The sequence below is a fragment of the Psychromicrobium silvestre genome (assembly GCF_013408295.1).
Taxonomy (GTDB): Bacteria; Actinomycetota; Actinomycetes; order Actinomycetales; family Micrococcaceae; genus Renibacterium; species Renibacterium silvestre.
In genome coordinates this window covers 1,424,993-1,442,694 of record NZ_JACBYQ010000002.1, presented here as the reverse complement: position 1 = coordinate 1,442,694, position 17,702 = coordinate 1,424,993, and the positions used below count along the sequence as shown (strand labels likewise).

The 17,702-nt window shown below is 61.0% G+C and carries 17 protein-coding genes; 5 read left to right on the top strand and 12 right to left on the bottom strand.

All coding sequences use genetic code 11. The features are described from left to right. Positions 1-2: 2 nt before the first annotated feature. On the bottom strand, positions 3-548 hold the full coding sequence (locus tag FHU41_RS14655) for a DUF4345 domain-containing protein (RefSeq protein ID WP_179390335.1): 546 nt from the start codon (positions 546-548) through the stop codon (positions 3-5). 149 nt (positions 549-697) lie between these two features. On the opposite strand from FHU41_RS14655, the gene FHU41_RS14650 reads away from it, so the two are divergent. Next, positions 698-1,690, top strand: a complete 993-nt coding sequence (locus FHU41_RS14650) for a malate dehydrogenase (protein WP_179390334.1) — start codon at positions 698-700, stop codon at positions 1,688-1,690. Between the two features lie 6 nt (positions 1,691-1,696). On the opposite strand, the gene FHU41_RS14645 is transcribed toward FHU41_RS14650, so the two are convergent. The 4 genes from FHU41_RS14645 to truB are packed head-to-tail and all read right to left on the bottom strand — an operon-like array spanning position 1,697 to position 4,556. Then, positions 1,697-2,818, bottom strand: coding sequence for a GNAT family N-acetyltransferase (locus tag FHU41_RS14645; protein ID WP_179390333.1), 1,122 nt, complete (start codon positions 2,816-2,818; stop codon positions 1,697-1,699). A 4-nt stretch (positions 2,819-2,822) separates the two neighbouring features. Next, entirely contained in the window at positions 2,823-3,242 is a 420-nt protein-coding gene (locus FHU41_RS14640) for a hypothetical protein (RefSeq protein WP_179390332.1), read from the bottom strand. A gap of 31 nt (positions 3,243-3,273) precedes the next feature. Further along, on the bottom strand, positions 3,274-3,636 hold the full coding sequence (locus FHU41_RS14635) for a hypothetical protein (protein WP_218847235.1): 363 nt from the start codon (positions 3,634-3,636) through the stop codon (positions 3,274-3,276). After that, positions 3,633-4,556: a tRNA pseudouridine(55) synthase TruB gene (truB, locus tag FHU41_RS14630; RefSeq protein WP_179390331.1), complete on the bottom strand. Its 924-nt coding sequence runs from the start codon at positions 4,554-4,556 to the stop codon at positions 3,633-3,635. The genes FHU41_RS14635 and truB overlap by 4 nt, the downstream gene beginning before the upstream one ends. Before the next feature lie 23 nt (positions 4,557-4,579). Between truB and FHU41_RS14625 the strand changes: the two genes are divergently transcribed. Further along, a complete protein-coding gene (locus FHU41_RS14625) occupies positions 4,580-5,719 on the top strand; it encodes a pyridoxal phosphate-dependent aminotransferase (protein ID WP_179390330.1) in 1,140 nt (379 codons plus the stop codon). 157 nt (positions 5,720-5,876) lie between these two features. On the opposite strand, the gene rbfA is transcribed toward FHU41_RS14625, so the two are convergent. From rbfA to FHU41_RS14600, 5 genes are all read right to left on the bottom strand, one after another. Continuing rightward, the gene (gene rbfA, locus FHU41_RS14620; protein WP_179390329.1) at positions 5,877-6,323 is read right to left on the bottom strand and encodes a 30S ribosome-binding factor RbfA; all 447 of its coding nucleotides are present in this window, start codon (positions 6,321-6,323) and stop codon (positions 5,877-5,879) included. A gap of 108 nt (positions 6,324-6,431) precedes the next feature. Beyond that, complete coding sequence (gene infB / locus FHU41_RS14615) at positions 6,432-9,239, bottom strand: translation initiation factor IF-2 (RefSeq protein ID WP_179390328.1); 2,808 nt, start codon at positions 9,237-9,239, stop codon at positions 6,432-6,434. Between the two features lie 157 nt (positions 9,240-9,396). Then, positions 9,397-9,678 (bottom strand): YlxR family protein, encoded by a 282-nt coding sequence (locus tag FHU41_RS14610; RefSeq protein WP_246279733.1) that lies wholly within the window; start codon positions 9,676-9,678, stop codon positions 9,397-9,399. Between the two features lie 179 nt (positions 9,679-9,857). Continuing rightward, complete coding sequence (nusA, locus tag FHU41_RS14605) at positions 9,858-10,847, bottom strand: transcription termination factor NusA (protein WP_179390326.1); 990 nt, start codon at positions 10,845-10,847, stop codon at positions 9,858-9,860. Between the two features lies 1 nt (position 10,848). Continuing rightward, positions 10,849-11,412, bottom strand: a complete 564-nt coding sequence (locus tag FHU41_RS14600; protein ID WP_179390325.1) for a ribosome maturation factor RimP — start codon at positions 11,410-11,412, stop codon at positions 10,849-10,851. A gap of 118 nt (positions 11,413-11,530) precedes the next feature. Here FHU41_RS14600 and FHU41_RS14595 point away from each other — a divergent pair, with 118 nt between their 5' ends. Next, complete coding sequence (locus FHU41_RS14595) at positions 11,531-13,264, top strand: DUF4439 domain-containing protein (RefSeq protein WP_179390324.1); 1,734 nt, start codon at positions 11,531-11,533, stop codon at positions 13,262-13,264. Beyond that, entirely contained in the window at positions 13,261-14,259 is a 999-nt protein-coding gene (locus FHU41_RS14590) for an aminoglycoside phosphotransferase family protein (protein WP_343046345.1), read from the top strand. The genes FHU41_RS14595 and FHU41_RS14590 overlap by 4 nt, the downstream gene beginning before the upstream one ends. 27 nt (positions 14,260-14,286) lie before the next feature. Here FHU41_RS14590 and FHU41_RS14585 read toward each other — a convergent pair whose 3' ends face one another. After that, positions 14,287-15,090 carry a sulfite exporter TauE/SafE family protein gene (locus FHU41_RS14585; protein WP_179390322.1) on the bottom strand — a complete coding sequence of 268 codons (804 nt, stop codon included), beginning with the start codon at positions 15,088-15,090 and terminating at the stop codon, positions 14,287-14,289. Beyond that, positions 15,090-16,910 (bottom strand): proline--tRNA ligase, encoded by a 1,821-nt coding sequence (locus tag FHU41_RS14580; RefSeq protein ID WP_179390321.1) that lies wholly within the window; start codon positions 16,908-16,910, stop codon positions 15,090-15,092. The genes FHU41_RS14585 and FHU41_RS14580 overlap by 1 nt, the downstream gene beginning before the upstream one ends. A gap of 103 nt (positions 16,911-17,013) precedes the next feature. Here FHU41_RS14580 and FHU41_RS14575 point away from each other — a divergent pair, with 103 nt between their 5' ends. Beyond that, on the top strand, positions 17,014-17,670 hold the full coding sequence (locus tag FHU41_RS14575) for a PadR family transcriptional regulator (RefSeq protein WP_179390320.1): 657 nt from the start codon (positions 17,014-17,016) through the stop codon (positions 17,668-17,670). The last annotated feature ends 32 nt before the right edge of the window (positions 17,671-17,702 follow it).

The following is a 17,702-nucleotide window of genomic DNA, read 5'->3' as shown; positions in this document are numbered from 1 at the left end:
GATTACTGCTTCGGCAGCGCTCCCATGCCCCGGTAGGTCTCCCGCAGCTTCTGTGTGCGGTTGATCCACAAGTACCAGACCGCGATGACCGGCGGCACCACGAGTTCGATAATCATCAGCAAGATCATCAGCACATTGGGCAGCCCGCTGATCGCCCAGGAGACCACCCGTGCCAGGCCGCCGAGGAAGATGGTGGCGCAAACGAAGATCAACACATTCGCCCACGTGAACTTGATCGCAATGGCGATGAACGCGGCACCGACGCCAACCATCAAGGCGGCCAAGAACCGGTAATTGCTTTCCAGAGTGGCGTTTTTCTCGCTGATCGCATCCGGCAGTCCGCTGGTGCCGGTGAAGAGATCGAACAGTCCGAAGCCCACGATCACCAGGCCCAGCAGGGCAACTACAAGACGGAAAACTTTCCAGTCCGCACGGGATTCGGCAGCCTCGGTGCTGCTGGTTTCGTCTGGGGCGGGTTCGATCGAGCTGGCATCCGCAGCCGATGCATCCTCGGAGGGGGTTTCCTCGGGAAATACTGATTCGCTCATCTGCTGGTCCTTCCACAATCGGCTAGTCAAGCTATGTTCTCATGAATCCCACAGATTTCCGGGGCGGAACGGCTGTGGCACTCGGTGCAAGCGAACGTAGACTGGCGATGAAACGCCGATTGGTCCCGATCTCCTCAGAAGGAGCAGCCGTGAGTAGCACCCCGATCAAAGTAGCCGTCACCGGAGCTGCCGGTCAGATCGGTTACAGCTTGCTGTTCCGGATTGCCAGCGGTGACCTATTTGGTCCACACACTCCCGTGGAGCTGAGGCTGCTGGAGATCGCACCCGCACTGCCGGCCCTGGAGGGCGTGGTGATGGAATTGCTGGATGGCGCCTTCCCCTTGCTGGATTCCGTGCAGATCGGGGATAACCCAGAGAAAGTGTTCGACGGCGTAAATGCGGCTCTGTTGGTTGGCGCCAGGCCGCGCGGGCCAGGAATGGAACGCAGAGACCTCTTGGAAGCCAATGGGGCGATCTTCTCCGCGCAGGGTAAGGCCTTGAACAATGGCGCTGCCGAGGATCTTCGGGTTGTGGTGACTGGCAATCCAGCCAATACGAACGCCCTGATCGCGCTGAGCAACGCCCCGGATATCCCGGCCAGTCGCTTCACCGCTTTGACCCGCCTGGACCATAATCGGGCGCTCGCTCAGTTGGCCGCAAAGTTGCATTGCCCAGTGCGTGAGTTGAACCGGATGACGATCTGGGGGAATCATTCGGCCAGCCAGTACCCCGATATCTTTTCTGCTCGTCGCGGCGAGCAGAGCATCTCGGACTTAATTGATGATCAGCACTGGCTTGAGCAGGAATTCATTCCTACCGTGGCGAACCGTGGGGCTGCGATTATTGCCGCGCGAGGTTCATCCAGTGCAGCCTCGGCAGCCAGCGCGACGATCGATCATCTACGAGATTGGGTCTTAGGCACCCCGAACCAGGATTGGGTCTCGATGGCGGTACCGAGCGATGGCAGCTACGGCGTAGCGGAAGGGATTGTCAGTTCTTTCCCCTGCACCGCACAGGACGGCGAGTATCGCATTGTTCCGGACTTGGAGCTGAATGACTTTTCTAGGGCTCGGATCGACGCCTCGGTATCAGAACTTCTTGAAGAACGTGAGGCAGTTACCCAGTTGGGTTTCCTGGGCTAGTCGTTTTCATAACCTAGGTTCGGGCTGCACCGGCCCAGCCCATTCTTCCTGCGGTTCACCTTGCTCTCCGCTGGCCAACGAGAGTAGCCACATGTCCACCGCTTCACCTTTGTTCTCGCCAAAGGATCGCAGTGTTGCCTCCAGCCGGAAGCCTGCCTTCCAAGCGAGCTTCCGGCTAGCCCAGTTGGGCACCTCGGCCCGCCAGTACAGGTGTTGGAGGTTCAGGCCGTTGAAGGCGTAATCAACCAGCACCTGGACGGCCCGCAGTGCTGTCCCGCTCCCCCGGGCGCCCGGCCCGATATTGATGCCCAGCTCGGCGGTGCTGGCGCGGAAGAGGTGTAAGTCAATGGTGCCGATAAAGTTTCCACTCGCGTTATCCGCTACCGCAAAGGTCTGCCGCTCTCCATTCAGCCATCCCGCCTGGGCGAAGTCCTTGATGAAGGTTTGCGCGTCCTGGAGAGTATAGGGATTCGGCAGCGCGGGCAGCCAGCGCTGCGCTGCCGGGTCCTGGCAGTTGGCAGCCACCTGCTCCGCGTCGGCAAGCTCCAATCCACGCAACGTGATTACTCCGTCGCTCAGCTTGGGCACCACCGGAGCTATCGTTGCTTCGGCAGCGTGCTGCTGGCTGTTCTGCTCGGTCATCTTCTCCCCTACTACGTCTTCTCGGTGACGGCTAAAAATCCAGCCATCGGCGCGTTCTCCACCGGCTCGATTCTGGCCCCGGATCGTTCCATCCAACCGGAAGCCCGATCGCTCGGCAAGCCGACGACTCGGTTCATTGCCGACGGCGGCGGGCCAGTGCAGTAGTTCGAAGTCAGCCTCGTCGAAAGCCCACTCAATGAGTTCTGCCACGGCTCTGGTTGCCAGACCTCGTCCCCGTGCCTCGGCTGCCAGTTTGATACTCAGTGAGCCGGTCCGGTCATTGACCGTGCGTAAGGAAAGAACTCCGAGTAATGCTTGGGTATCCGGTAGATAAATCGCCCAGCGCGGGACTCCTCGATCGAGGATCAGCTCGACAGCTTGATCTACGCCGATACGCGGATCGGAACCGGTCCAATAGACCACCTCTGGGTCTCTGAGTAGTCGCGCGTAAGCCTCGGCGTCCGAGACTTCGAGCGGGCGCAGCACCTGGTCACTCAGCACTAGCAACCGCGGATGGCCGCTTCCGGTACAGCCAGATCAGCCCCAATACGGGCAGCAGCAAGGGTACGAAGCCGTAGCCCCGGCCGAAAACGCTCCACACCGTATCGTGCGGAAAAGCTTTGGCGTCTAGCAGGCTGAGTGCGCCCACCACGAGCACGCCCAGCAGCTCCACCGAGACCGCAATCACTGAAGCCCAGTACCAGCGCAGCCCACGCTTGGCCAAAGAGATAGTCGCCGCGACATAGACCACCGCTGCCAGTGCAGAGAGGAGATAGGCGGTGGGTGCTTCGGAGAACTTAGTGGCAATCTGATAGCCAGCCCGCGCCGTCGCGGCCAGTGCAAACACCCCGTACACCGCAATCAAGATCCGGCCCGGACCGCTCGCCCGGCTGCTCGTCGAATCGCTCATCTTTTGTCCTGTTCGCTACTCAAGTCCGCCATTAGCCGAACCAAATCTGATTCATCCGGTACATCATCACGATCGCGATCAACCCCACGGAGCCCAACACCACATTGCTCCAGCGACTGCGCTCCAACAAGGACCACCAGACTCCGCCAATCGGGATCACCACGGCGGTGATCAAATAACCCCAGAACTCCCAAGGCTCGCCCTGAATCTGCTCGCCGCCGCCCTGCCGGACAATGCTCGCCACCAGGAAAACCAGCAGAAACAACTCCACGGCAGCCACCGAGAGGATGGTCACATCGTTTGGCCCTTTTTTGAGCGCTGCCGCACCGAAACAGATCACCGTGGAAGCCAAGCCGACGACCAGGGAGGCAATGAACCAGCCATCCACGATCATGCTTTCCCTCCCACCGCGTTCTCGGCCGGAGCGAAAACCAAAACCGCCTTGGCGTTTTTCCCCGCCTGACCCGGATCCTCTAAAAGCGCCACCAAGGTGCCGTCGGGGGCGAAGGCGGCGACCGGCTGGCTAGGTGGCGGCAATTCGCCTGCCGGAATCCGGCGACCAAAGGACAGCTCGATGGTTTCTTCTTGGCTCAACTCGCGCACCGGCATGAGCGCCCTGGCAGCCTGTCCCATTTCCAGCACACCGAGGTCCTCTTCGAGCTGTTCCAGGCTCCTGGCCTGATCAATTGAATAGGGCCCGACGGCGGTCCGGCGCAGAGCCGTCAGATGCCCGCCAACGCTGAGCTGCTGGCCGAGGTCGCGGGCCAAGGCACGAATATAGGTGCCCGAGGAACATTCCACCGTGGCGTCGAGATCGACGAACTCCATCCCCTCGGCCTGGCCTCTGCGCAGTTCATGCAGTTCGAACCGTTCGATGGTCACGGCGCGGGCTGCCAGTTCCACCTCTTCCCCGGCACGGACCCGAGCATAGGAGCGTTCGCCATTGACCTTAATGGCGCTCACGCTGCTGGGCACCTGCTGGATTTCGCCGGTGAGTCCCGCTATCGCCTGCCGGATCTGCTGCTCGGTGAGCGCCGTCGTCGTACTGATGCTTGTTGTTTCCCCTTCGGCATCGTCGGTGACCGTGGATTGCCCTAGCCGAATCGTGGTGGTGTAGGTCTTGGAGGTGCCGACGATATAGGTAAGCAATCGGGTGGCCTTATTGATCCCGATCACCAACACACCGGTGGCCATTGGGTCCAAGGTGCCGGCGTGGCCGACCTTGCGGGTACCTGCGAGCCTCCGCATTTTGGCCACCACATCGTGACTGGTCCAGCCCTGGGGTTTATCGACGATCACGAGTCCTGAAAGCACGCCTTTCAGTATATGTTGGCTCTATGCCTTCGCTCGCCGCCCATATCAACGCACTGCCCGCCAATCAGATCAGAGAGATCACCGAAGCGGCCTGGGCACGGCCGGATTCATTGGTGCTCAGCATTGGTGAACCGGGCTTTGAGGTGCCGATGCATATCCGGCAGGCCGGCATCGATTGTCTACTGCGGGATGAGACCAACTACACGCCCAACGGCGGCCTTCCGGCGCTACGCGAAGCTTTTGCGGCCCGGCTACTCGCCGATCAGGGGGTGCGCGTGGAGCCGAGCCGGATCTTTGTCACGGCCGGTGCGCAACAGGGTCTGCATCTCGCGCTCAGCCTGCTGCTCTCCCCCGGGGACGAGGTGTTGATCCCGAATCCGGGCTATCCGACTTTCGGCATGACCAGTCGCTTATTGGGAGCGGCACCGGTGGGCTATCCGCTGCATGCCGAGCACGGTTTCCAACCGCAGGTGGCCGATGTGGAGGCTCAGATCACCTCACGCACCAAGGTCTTGGTACTCAATTCGCCCTCGAATCCGCTGGGTGCGGTGCTCAGTGCCGAACTCACCGAGGCGCTGGTTGAGCTGGCGCGCAAACACGATCTATGGCTGGTTTCTGATGAATGCTACGAGGCTTTCACCTTTGATTTGCCCCATATTAGCCCGGTCCGCTTCGATACCGACGGACGGGTTTTGGTTTCCTGGACGGCGTCGAAGACCTATGGTCTGACCGGCATTCGGGTGGGTGCGCTCCTCACCCCACCCGAGATGGCGGGCACCGTGGCCAGCACGGTGGAATCGACCTTTTCCTGTGTCAGCACTCCCGCTCAGTATGCTGCCCTGGCCGCTTTGACCGGGCCCCAGGACTATGTCGATGCCGCGCGCGAACACTATCGCGCCAATCGAGACGCGGCGGAAGCCGCACTTCGATCCCGCGGTATCCGCTTTTTGGAGGCGCAGGGAGCGTTCTACCTCTGGGCTGATGTCTCCCATGTCAGCGGCGGAGATGTGCGAAAGTGGGTGCACGGATTCTTAGCGTCCGACGGCGTGGCGTTGGCACCGGGAACAGCCTTCGGCAGCCAGGGCGAAGGTTGGGTTCGGATCGCGCTCTGCGGCGATACCGCCGAGTTGCTGGAGGGCATCTCCAGGATTCCCCAGCCCTGATCCAGCTGTCCCACCCAATCCAGCTGCTCTAGCAAACCCAGCGGACCCAGTTGTCCCACTGAGTGTTACCAGAGTTACAGATGTGGCAAAATTTGCCGAACTTCTGCAACTTCCGTACCAACGAGTGGGACAACTGGGTTCCAAAGGCGCGGGAGGTTTACTCCTCTTCGGAATCCTCAGATTCTTCGACCGGCTTCTTATAGGGATCGGCTTCCCCAGCAAAGTTAGCCTTGGCAGCCTGAGCGGCCGTCTCGGCGTCGCGCACCTTGGCTTCGCGGATCAGTTCCTCCAGATGCGTCGCCGTCTCCGGAATCTCATCCGCGATGAACTCCAGGGTTGGCGTGAGCCGGATGGTGAGGTTCTTACCCACCTCACGACGCAAGATGCCCCTGGATTTCTCCAAAGATGCGGTGGCTTCAGCCTTAGCTTCCGCATCACCAAAAATTGTGTAATACAGCGTGGCGTGCTGCAAGTCATTGGTAACCCGAGCCTCGGTGAGCGTGATGTTCTCCACGCCGGGTTCTTTCACCTGCTTGCGCAGTGCCTCCGCGACGATCACTTTGATACGTTGGGCCAATCGTGCAGCCCGTGCGGGATCAACCATAGTGTTCCTCCTACAATCTTGTAGCGGTCCGGGCCAGATGTGGGGTCAGGGTGTGGTGGGCACCGCGGAGCGGGCAGGACCCCACATCTGGTTGGACTGCGAGATGATTTAGACGCGTGGCTTTTCGCGCATTTCGAAGGTCTCGATAATGTCCTCGAGCTGCAGATCGTTGAACGATCCCAGGCCGATACCGCATTCGAAGCCCTCGCGGACCTCGGTAGCATCGTCCTTGAACCGCTTGAGCGAATCCACGGTGAGGTTTTCCCCGATAACGTTGCCGTTGCGGAGCACCCGAGCCTTGGCATTGCGTCGAATCAAGCCGCTGCGCACAATCGAGCCTGCGATATTGCCGAACTTGGAGGAGCGGAAGATCTCGCGGATTTCCGCGGTTCCCAACTGGACCTCTTCGTATTCCGGCTTGAGCATGCCCTTGAGAGCCAGCTCGATATCGTCGATCGCTGCGTAGATGACCGAGTAGAAGCGCATATCGACGCCTTCGCGGTCGGCCAGTTCAGCCACCCGCTCGGCAGGCTTGACGTTGAAGCCAATGATGATCGCGTTGTCCACGGTCGCCAGGTTGACGTCGTTCTGGGTGATCGCACCAACACCACGGTGGATAACGCGCAACTGCACGCCTTCGCCCACATCGATCTTGAGCAAGGAATCCTCAAGCGCTTCAACAGCACCGGAGACATCGCCCTTGAGGATGAGGTTGAGGGTATCCACCTTGCCGTCGGCAACGGCCTGATCGAAGTCCTCGAGGCTGATCCTCTTACGACGCTTGGCCAGCGCTGCGTTACGGTCGGCAGCTTCACGCTTCTCGGCAATCTGACGTGCGGTCCGCTCGTCGCTGGTGACGAAGAAAGTGTCGCCGGCGCTGGGCACCGAGGACAGGCCAAGCACCTGCACAGGCCGCGAGGGGCCTGCCTCTTCAACGGCCACGCCGTCCTCGTCGAACATCGCACGAACGCGACCATGAGCGGTACCCGCCACGATGGTGTCGCCAACCTTCAGCGTGCCGGACTGCACCAGCACCGTAGCCACCGAGCCACGACCCTTATCAAGGTTCGCTTCGATCGCGATGCCGCGGGCGTCCTTATCCGGGTTTGCCCGCAGATCGAGGGCTGCATCGGCCGTAAGCATGACGGCTTCAAGCAGGTTGTCGATATTCAGGTTCTGCCGCGCGGAGACGTCCACGAACATGGTGTCTCCACCATAATCTTCGGGAACCAGTCCGTATTCGGTGAGCTGGCCACGGATCTTCTCCGGGTTCGCGCCTTCCTTATCGATCTTGTTCACTGCGACCACGATCGGCACATTGGCTGCCTGGGCGTGGTTGAGCGCCTCAACGGTCTGCGGCATCACGCCGTCGTCCGCTGCGACCACCAAGATGGCGATATCGGTAACCCGAGCGCCACGGGCACGCATGGCGGTGAACGCCTCGTGACCCGGGGTATCGATGAAGGTGATCTTACGGAGTTCACCTTCGTGCTCGTGGTTGACCTGGTAGGCACCGATGTGCTGGGTGATGCCACCGTGTTCGTCGGCCATTACGTCCGAGTTACGGATCGCATCGAGCAAGCGAGTCTTACCGTGGTCAACGTGACCCATCACGGTAACAACCGGCGGACGAGCCTGTAGATCCTCGTCGCCTTCGGCGTCCAGTTCGGCCTCGAAGTCGATGTCGAAGCTGGAAAGCAGCTCGCGCTCTTCGTCCTCGGGGGAAACCACCTGCAACTTGTAACCAAGTTCTTCACCAAGCAGGGCAAAGGTGTCTTCATCGAGCGACTGTGTGGCGGTTGCCATCTCACCCAAGTGGAAGAGCACGGTTACCAGTGCTGCCGGATTCGCCTCGATCTTATCGGCGAAATCGGTGATCGAGGAGCCACGGCGCAAGCGGACCACGGTGTTGCCATCGCCTCTGGGTACGGACACGCCGCCCAGCGACGGAGCACTCATCTGCTCCAGCTCTTGCCGCTTCGCCCGCTTCGACTTGCGCTGCTTACCGCGACCGGCGCCTCCCTTACCGAAGGCACCCTGAGTGCCGCCGCGACCGCGACCGCCCTTACCGAAGCCACCGCCTGCGGGAGCGCCACCCGGTGCGCCACCTGGGGCTCCACCGGGGCGGGCACCGCCGCCACGACCTGGGCCGCCGGCACCAGCCGCGCCGCCACGAGCACCCGCTGCGGGACGCTCGGTGCGGTTCGGCATCATGCCGGGAGTTGGCCGGTTGCCACCACCGGGACGCGGACCACCGGAGCCGCCTGGACGGGGACCTGCGGAAGCACCCGGACGGGGGCTACCGGCACCGGGGCGCGGGCCACCGGGGCGTTCGCCATCCGGACGGGCACCGGCACGCGGCATGCCCTGCGAGGAGGCAAAGGGGTTGTTACCCGGGCGCGGACCACCGGAGCCACCGGGACGCGGAGCACGCTGATCGCCCGGACGGGGACCAGCGGTACCACCGGGACGCGGTGCAGCCGGGGCGGCAGGTCGTTCGCCTTCAGCGGGCGCACCGGCACGCGGCATGCCCTGAGAAGTTGCGAAGGGATTATTACCGGGACGCGGAGCGCCGTTCGGCTGAGCCGCGGGCGTAGCACTCGGGCGCTGGCTGGGAGCCGGTGCTGGTGCCGTTTCCGCGACGACGGGCGCCTCGGTCTTGACCTCCGGTGCAACCGGTGTTTCGACAGCTTTAACCGGCGCTTTAGGAGCCGGTTTGGCTGCTGCTTTAGGAGCCTCTTCCTTGGCGGCTGGTGCCACGTTCGGGAAGGCTTCGCGAAGTTTCTTCACCACCGGCGCTTCAATGGTCGATGATGCTGAGCGAACGAATTCGCCCAGTTCTTGCAGCTTCGCTACTGCGTCTTTGGAACTGATTCCGAGCTCTTTGGCGAGCTCATGTACACGGGCCTTGGCCACGCTTTACTCCTGTCTCGGCTCGCACCGAGTCAGGCACGAACCATCTAATTCTTAGGTTGGGTTTCCACCGGGGAATGGCCAACTTTTGAGCGCAATAAAATTCTCATTGCTTAGCTCGCAGTTCGGCACTCATCGCTGGGTACTCATCGGGTTTCCATCAGTTTTCTGACCCGCTTTCAGGTTGGATTAGTTCGTGTCGTGCTATTGCTTCGGTTAGTTGCTTTTCAATCGGCCCGGTATCGACCGGACCTCTAAAAGTCCGGGCGAAGCCACGCCGTTTGAGTGCCAGTTCAAGGCAGTCCTTCTTAGGGTGCAACCAAGCACCCCGGCCTGCCAAGCGCCGTTGAGGATCTGTTTCGAGTGAACCGATCGAGGTCCTCACCACCCGTAGCAAATTCGGCTGGATATCACGACGACGGCATCCCACGCAGGTGCGCATCGGTGTGTTAGACACTATGGAACCTTCTACTACACCTTGGTTGCTATACCTGAGGGGAAATGCTGCGGTCGAAAGACCCGGCCGCATCCATTCTAGCCCTCCGGCTGGCACCAATCCCAATCCCGCTCCGGCCCAAGTGCCGGTTTTGGCTCAGTCCTGTGGAACGCCGGCCGAGGGTTCTAGCTAGGATCGGAGGATTCGCTAGCAGCCGCATCGGAAAGAATGTCGATCCGCCAACCGGTCAGTTTCGCCGCCAGCCGGGCATTCTGACCTTCCTTGCCGATGGCCAAGGAGAGCTGATAATCCGGCACCACAACACGGGCGGAGCGGGCGGATTCATCGACAATGGTCACCGAATTGACCCTCGAGGGTGAAAGCGAGCTCGCGATGAAAGTCGCGGGATCATCACTGAAATCAACGATATCGATCTTCTCGTCGTTCAATTCGTTCATCACCGCACGCACTCGGGCGCCCATTTCTCCGATGCAGGCACCCTTGGCATTAATACCCGGCTGATTAGCCTTGACAGCAATTTTGGTGCGGTGACCTGCTTCACGGGCCAGCGCAACGATCTCCACGGACTTATCTGCGATTTCCGGGACTTCCAACTCGAAGAGCTTGCGCACCAGACCCGGGTGCGAACGAGACAGCGTAATGGACGGTCCCTTCGGTCCACGGCGCACATCGATCACAAAAGCACGCAGCCGGTTTCCGTGCAGGTAACGCTCCCCAGGTGATTGCTCGGTGGGCGGCAGCACAGCCTCAACGGTGCCCAAGTTCACCTGAACCATATGCGGGTTGTGGCCCTGCTGGATCTGCCCGGAGACTAGCTCTCCTTCTTTGCCGCGGAACTCACCCAGCACGTTATCGTCTTCAACATCACGGAGTCTTTGCAGGATGATCTGCCGCGCAGTACTGGCGGCAATCCGTCCAAAGCCCTCTGGGGTGTCGTCAAATTCGCCGACCGTGGCGCCGTCGTCGTCCAGTTCGGCAGCCCAGATGGTGACGTGGCCGCTCTTCCTATCCAGTTCTGCCCGCGCCTGATCAATGGCACCCGGAGTCTTGTGATAGGCCACCAGGAGTGCCTGCTCAATGGTCGGAATGAGCTTTTCCAGCGGAATCTCACGTTCGCGCTCCAGCAAACGCAGCGCGCTCATGTCAATATCCATCTCATTCCTGACCTTTCTGATCGGGTTCTTCCCCGAGCTGTTCGTGCGTTCCGGCATCCTCCGCCTGAGCGAATTCCACCTCGACATTGCCTCGACGGATTTTTTCGAAACCGATGAATTCGGGCTCGGAAATTTTTGGTTTCATACCTTTTTTGATGATTCGCTCCGAGCGCAGGAGTATCCCCTTTTCCTGCACCTCAACCAGCCGCCCGCTGAGATTTTCTCCTTGCAGGACGTTCACCCGAACCATTCTGCCAAGTGCCCGGCGCCAGTGCCTGAGCTCGGTGAGCGGCCTGCTCACTCCGGGAGAGGAAACCTCAAGGTCATAGGGCTTGCCATCATCTTCGGGGTCCTGGTCCAAGGCCGCGGAAAGCTGCTGGGCGATCTCCGCGATGGCGTCCAGGCTCACGCTGCCACCTTCGGTCTCCGGCAGATCAACGACCACCTGTACCGTGCGCTGCGCCCCCGCGAGGTGCTCGCTAACATCTTCCAGGTAGAGACCCTGTTCGATCACAATAGGTTCAAGCAGGCTATAGAGCCGCTGCGAGCGATCCGGCTTGGACATACTCAAAGCCCTCCTGCGCCCTCAGCGGCCGCCACGTGATGATGTTGTAAATGTATAGCTTATCAAGCGCACGGGGTGGTGAGTTCGGTATCGGATGCATTGCGGATACGAACATGGCATGATCGAAGCCGTGACTGACCCGATGGCCATGCAGCAGCCCACCGCGCCCCAAGAGTTCGACCGCGGCGCAACCGAAGCTGCCGAGGTCACCGCGGCGGCGGGCTTGGCGCCGCAAATCAGGGTCAGCAAACGCGGAAAATCAAGGCGGGCCAGCGCGCCTGCAGGGCCACCGACTCTGCCCGCGGTTGTCCCGGCAGAGCCCGAGACAAAAGTCCTCCAAACTGCCTCGACCGAATCCAGTCCTCAGTCGGAAACCGCAGTCGAGCCCGCTCAAGAGCAACCAACTCTGGAGGAACCGCTTCAAGAGACAGGGTCCGAAGAGGACACTCCAGCCAGTGAAACCCCGGTGGAGAGCTACCAGTTCGATGACTTTGGGCTAGCTCCTGCCCTGGAGCCCGCGAGTCCCCCCTTGGCGAACGTCGAGGCAGAACCCGCTTTCCTGGCAGCTCCGGGGCCAGTCGAAGAGCCGTCCCTCGCGACAGAGCCAAAACCAGCCCTGGTGCCGGTCACAGAACCAAAACTTGAACCAGAATCGACCCCGGCGGCCGAGCCGATTGAGCAGGCCCCTTCTGAGCAGGCCCCTTTTGAAGACGCCCCTTTTGAAGACGCCCCTGCTGAGCAGGCACCCAGCAGGCAGGCGCTGCGGGCCCAGGAGGCCGCAAAAAAGGAAGAGGGCAGCAGGAGCGCAGCGCGCGCCTTGGCTAAGGATGCCAAAGGCTCCGAGCACCGAATTGGTCGGAAAATCTGGCGTTGGACTCGCCGGGCGTTGCTGCTGGCTTTGCTCGCGGTGCTCTTAGTGGCGCTCGGCAGCACCGTCGCAACGAATGTTCCGGCAGGTCCCACCGCCACCGAACAAGCCCGCTCGCAGGCTCTCAATTCTTCCCAGCAACTACTCAGCGAGTCCCAGTTACTTTTGACGGCCTCGCCCAAGGCTGCGCTGCTACCCGCCCTGAAAAACGCTGAAAGCACACTCAGCGCCGCGGTTAAATCCTTGAGCCTGACGACGGCAACTGTCACCGCTTCGACCACCCCTCAGAGCACCTCTCAGGGCACCCAAAAACCCACTGTTGCGGAGTTTGTGGCGGGCTTGGATGCTGCGGCACAAAGCAATCTGAGCACCTCGGCCTCGGTTGATCCCGGCCTCGCCCGTTTGCTTGCTTCGGTGGGTTCCGGGCAAGTTATCGCCAGCCAGTACCTCGCTCAGCTTTCCGGACTGAAGCATTCGGCGGTGAGCGCCCCCACCGTGACCGCGCCGCCGTCGTCCTCTTGTTCTACTAGCTCATCGAGCAGCGCCGGAACGGCCAGTTCCGCCAGCCAGCAAGCACCCGCCAGCCAAGATGCGCTTAACGCCGTGGCACTGGCTGAGCAAAAGGCCATCTATGCCTACCAGGTGGCCGCTACCCGGATGGAAACCCAGCAAGCCACCGATTCCACCCTCAAGCTATTGGCAAGCCATCAAGCCTCCCTGTCGGCTGCGCAAAACCAGTTCCAGGCGCTCTGCCTGCAAGCACCCGCCCAACAGCCGGGCTTCCCGCTGAGCGCCGCGTTCTTGACCTCCCCAAACACCGTGCTAGCCAGCCTGGAGAACCAATTGAGCCTGGTCTACGGCGATCTGGTGGGACTGAGCGACGGTAGCTTACGGCAATGGGCGATCGCTCAGTTGCTCGCCAGCGGCAGGAACGCACTGCTCTACTCGGCTCCCCAACAACCACTTCCAGGACTGAAATTGTGAGCGTCCCCTTCCCGGAAGATCTGCAAAGGCGCTATAGCAATACCGCCGAACGCAGATCCTGGTTGAGTCGCCTCCCCGGGCTTTTGGAGGACGCCTTTCAGCGTTGGCAGGTGCGCCCCGACCTTGCCGAGGGAGAACTGCCCTGGAATGGTTACACCGGCATTGCAGTGCCGGTAATAACCCAGGATGGCTTTTCCGCGGTGGTGAAGATTTCCTTCCCTTACGAGGACATCGCGCACGAACCGGATACACTCCGGCTCTGGGCGGGCCACGGTGCCGTTCGGCTCTTGGACAATGATCCGGAGGATCGGGCCATGCTGCTGGAACGCCTTGACGCCGATCGCTGGCTGCAGGCAGCCCCGATGCCGGATGCCATCGCGGTCTGGGGCGTGCTGGTCCGCGAGCTATCAATTCGGCCGGACGGCCGCCCCGAGTGGCGACGCATCCCCTCGCTCGCGGACCAGGCCGAACGTTGGAATGACGAGCTCCCGGCGGATTGGAAGGATCTGGCCGAGCCCTTCCCACGGTGGCTGTTAGAAGCGGCCCTGGAGGTAACCCAGACCCGCAGCGCGGTGGGTCGTCGGGAAGATCGCGATGTGCTGGTACACGCCGATCTGCATGGCATGAATATTTTGGCCAGGCTCGGAACCGAGGGCTGGAAGGCCAGTGATTTCTTGGCCATCGATCCGCAGGGAATCGTTGGCGAGGCCGAATTCGCGGTAATGCCCATGCTGAATAATCGACTGCTGGATCTACCGGAGAAGAACCCGGAGCTCGCTCTCTTGGACCGGCTCAATATGTTGTGTGAGGCGGCCGGACTGGACGCCGAGGTGGCCAGGCAGTGGACCATCGCCCGCGAGGTGGAAAACGCCTTGCTCTACGCCTCGCGGAGAGACCATCAGGACGATCTGAATCGCTCGTTATGGATTGGTAGCACCTTAGCGGGACGGACCATCCCAGACCTACCGCATCCGCACCTCTTGGACCGGAAATAGCCCGCTAGAGACCCCAGGATGAAAGACTCAATGAGCGTGTAGAACGTTTTCCTGCCAGACGTCCCAGCCAAGTTTAATGATCAACACGGCAACCACCACCAGGAACACGATCCTGATGAACTTATTACCCTGCCGCACTGCCATCCGGGAACCCAGATAGCCGCCCACCATATTTGCCCCGCCCACCATCAAGCCCAGTCCCCAGAGGATTGAGCCGTGCGGTAGAAAGAACAGCAGCGCGCCAGCATTGGTCGCCATATTGACGATCTTCGCCTTGGCGCTGGCCTCCAAGAAGGCATAGCCCATCAAGCTGACCAAGGCGATCACCAGGAAGGAGCCGGTGCCCGGCCCGAGCAAACCATCGTAGAAGCCGATTACCGCGCCGATCAAACAGGCCAGCAGGTAGTGCCGGTGTCCGGCATGCTTGAGCAGCGTTTGACCACCGATATCGGGCTTGAGTGCGGTGAAAATAGCCACCGCAATAAGCGCCAGGACAATGATCGGCTTGAACACCGACTGCGGCAATTGCGCGGCCACCACGGCACCGGAAAAACTGCCACCGAGCGCTATCAACGCCATCGGTACCGCGGTTTTGAGATCCGGTCCCACCCTCCGGTAATAGGTCACCGAGCTGGTGGTAGTACCGAAGATTGAGCCCATCTTATTGGTAGCCAGAGCCTGTACCGGGCTAATCCCGGGCACCATCAGCATGACGGGCAGCATGATCAACCCACCACCACCCACGACGGCGTCCACCCAGCCCGCGGCCAGCCCGGCCACTACGACCAACAGGATGGTGTAGAGCTGGATGTTCTCGAAGCCGGAGACCATTACAGCGAGTCGCGCAAAGCCACAACCCTTTGAACCACCTGTTCTAGCGGTACGTTGTCCGCTTCCCCCGTGGCCCGGTTCTTTAGCTCCACCACACCGTCGGCCAGGCCACGACCCACGGCGAGCACTATCGGCACCCCGATCAGCTCGGCATCACCGAATTTCACCCCGGGAGAGACCTTGAAACGATCATCGAAAAGTACCTCGACGCCGGCCGCCTCGAGGTCTGCGGCGATCCGCTCCGCGGCGTCAAAAACCGCCTGGTCCTTGCCCACGGCCACCAGATGAACGTGCGCGGGAGCCACCGCAATGGGCCAGATCAGGCCGCGGTCGTCGTTGTACTTCTCGGCAATGGCCGCCACCGCACGGGTCACCCCGACGCCATAGGAACCCATCGTCACCACAACCTGCTTGCCGTTCTGGTCGAGTACCTTGAGGTCCAGGATCTCGGCGTATTTGCGGCCCAGCTGGAAGACGTGTCCCATTTCCACGCCACGAGCGATTTCCAAGGCACCGCTGCCGTCGGGAGCCTCATCGCCTTCACGGACCTCAACGGCCTCGATCACACCATCCCAGCCAAAGTCGCGACCGGCCACCAGTCCGAAGACGTGCTTGCCGTGCTCATTGGCGCCGGTGATCCAACGACTGCCGGAAACCACGCGGGGGTCCACCAGGTAGAGCAGCTTGCTGCTTGCCTCGGTGCCCAGAACAGGTGCGTCGAGAGAAAGTCCGGGGCCGATGTAGCCCTTGACCAACAAAGGATTCTTCTTTAGATCCTCCTCATTAGCCGCTTCTACCTCGACCTCGCCGCCGATGCCCAGGTGCCCGGCAATATTGGCTTCAATACGCTTCAGATCCACCCCGCGGTCACCGGGCAAGCCGATCACCACAAGCCGACGCTCGCCCGCTTTTTCCGCGGTTCCGGGCAGATCTACCGCAAGCACCACGTTCTTCAAGGTGTCGGCACCGGTATAGGCCTTGCCGTCCGCGCGGGGAACTAGGGCGTTGGCAGCCGCCACCAGGGTATCGATGGTGGGGGTATCCGGGGTATCTCGGACCTCGGCCGCGGGGAAAGTCGAGTAATCGATCTCCTCCGGGATGACCGTGCTGACAGCCTCAACATTGGCAGCGTATCCGCCTGTCGAGCGCACGAAGGTATCCTCACCCACAGGCGTCGGGTGCAGGAATTCTTCGCTCCTGGAGCCACCCATCGCACCGGAGGTCGCCTTCACCGCCACCACTTCTAGACCGAGCCGCTCAAAAATTCTGAAGTAAGCGGCCCGGTGCGCTTCGTAACTGGCTTCCAGCCCGGCGTCGTCAATATCGAAGGAGTAGGAATCCTTCATAATGAACTCGCGGCCACGCATCAGCCCGGCACGCGGACGCGCCTCATCACGGTACTTAGTCTGGATCTGGAAGAGGCTCACCGGCAGATCCTTGTACGAGGAGTACAGGTCCTTGACCAGAAGGGTGAACATCTCCTCATGGGTTGGGGCCAGCAAATAGTCGTTCTGCTTGCGATCCTTGAGTCGGAAGATGCCGTCTCCGTACTCGGTCCACCGATTGGTCGCCTCGTAGGGCTCACGCGGCAGCAAGGCCGGAAAATGGACTTCCTGTGATCCAATCGAGGCCATCTCCTCGCGAATGATCTGCTCAACCTTGCCCAGCACCCTCAGGCCCATCGGCAGCCAGCTATAGATCCCAGGAGCCGCCCGGCGAATGTACCCGGCCCGAACCAGCAGTCGGTGGCTAGCAATTTCGGCATCGACGGGGTCCTCACGCAAGGTGCGCAGGAATAAGGATGAGAGGCGAAGAACCACCGGCGTGGCTCCCTTCTGACTGGGTCTGATTCTGCAAGTAAAAGCTCGGTACCAATCTACCCGGCGTTGGGAGTCTGACAGAACGGTGCCCTAAACTCGTCCCATGGCTCCCTACTCCACCCGTTTATTGGTGCTCGGCGTGGTCCGGATCTTTGAGCCCGCCCACGGCTATCTACTCTTGCAGGAGCTCAATTCTTGGAAAGTCGATCAGTGGGCCAATGTGAAACCCGGCTCGGTCTACTCGGCCTTACGCACCCTAACCAAGGATGGCTTACTAGAGATCGTTCCACAGGAGGAGGACGACGACGGCTCGGCGGCTAGAGCGTCCTACCGAACCACTGACTTTGGGGTACAGGAGTTCGAAAAACTGCTGAAATACGCGCTCACCGATATCCTCTCCTCTACCGTGGCTACTACTATGGCCGGGCTGGCCTTTATGCCTTTCCTGGAACGGGCTGAAGTAGTGGAGCTATTGGAGCAGCGAAAGATCTCTCTGCTGGCTGCCTTAGCCGTAGAAGCCAAAATGGTGAGCGGCTTCAATGGCGACAATCCGCACGTGCCCCCGCACGTCGTCGAACTTCATCTGCTCACCAGTGAACGCTTGGCGGCTAGCCTGCGCTGGACCGAGGGTCTACTTACCCGGCTGCACTCCGGAAGCTACTCATTTCGTCATGAAACGACCGACTGGGCACCCCCGCCTAACGACCCGATCTGGGGCAGCCGCTTCCAAGGTCTAGACAGCCCGGGCCCCGAGGCTTAAGCTCAATTCATCACTCGTTGAATTTAGGCTGG

What these genes read in the sequence shown, in the direction of transcription:
- FHU41_RS14585 (WP_179390322.1), bottom strand. Translation starts at nt 15,090, where the DNA reads ATGGTCTCCGGCTTCGAGAACATCCAGCTCTACACCATCCTGTTGGTC.
- nusA (WP_179390326.1), bottom strand. Translation starts at nt 10,847, where the DNA reads ATGGATATTGACATGAGCGCGCTGCGTTTGCTGGAGCGCGAACGTGAG.
- FHU41_RS14655 (WP_179390335.1), bottom strand. Translation starts at nt 548, where the DNA reads ATGAGCGAATCAGTATTTCCCGAGGAAACCCCCTCCGAGGATGCATCG.
- rbfA (WP_179390329.1), bottom strand. Translation starts at nt 6,323, where the DNA reads ATGGTTGATCCCGCACGGGCTGCACGATTGGCCCAACGTATCAAAGTG.
- FHU41_RS14600 (WP_179390325.1), bottom strand. Translation starts at nt 11,412, where the DNA reads ATGTCCAAGCCGGATCGCTCGCAGCGGCTCTATAGCCTGCTTGAACCT.
- FHU41_RS14575 (WP_179390320.1), top strand. Translation starts at nt 17,014, where the DNA reads ATGGCTCCCTACTCCACCCGTTTATTGGTGCTCGGCGTGGTCCGGATC.
- FHU41_RS14595 (WP_179390324.1), top strand. Translation starts at nt 11,531, where the DNA reads ATGATCGAAGCCGTGACTGACCCGATGGCCATGCAGCAGCCCACCGCG.
- FHU41_RS14625 (WP_179390330.1), top strand. Translation starts at nt 4,580, where the DNA reads ATGCCTTCGCTCGCCGCCCATATCAACGCACTGCCCGCCAATCAGATC.
- FHU41_RS14635 (WP_218847235.1), bottom strand. Translation starts at nt 3,636, where the DNA reads ATGATCGTGGATGGCTGGTTCATTGCCTCCCTGGTCGTCGGCTTGGCT.
- FHU41_RS14640 (WP_179390332.1), bottom strand. Translation starts at nt 3,242, where the DNA reads ATGAGCGATTCGACGAGCAGCCGGGCGAGCGGTCCGGGCCGGATCTTG.
- FHU41_RS14610 (WP_246279733.1), bottom strand. Translation starts at nt 9,678, where the DNA reads ATGCGCACCTGCGTGGGATGCCGTCGTCGTGATATCCAGCCGAATTTG.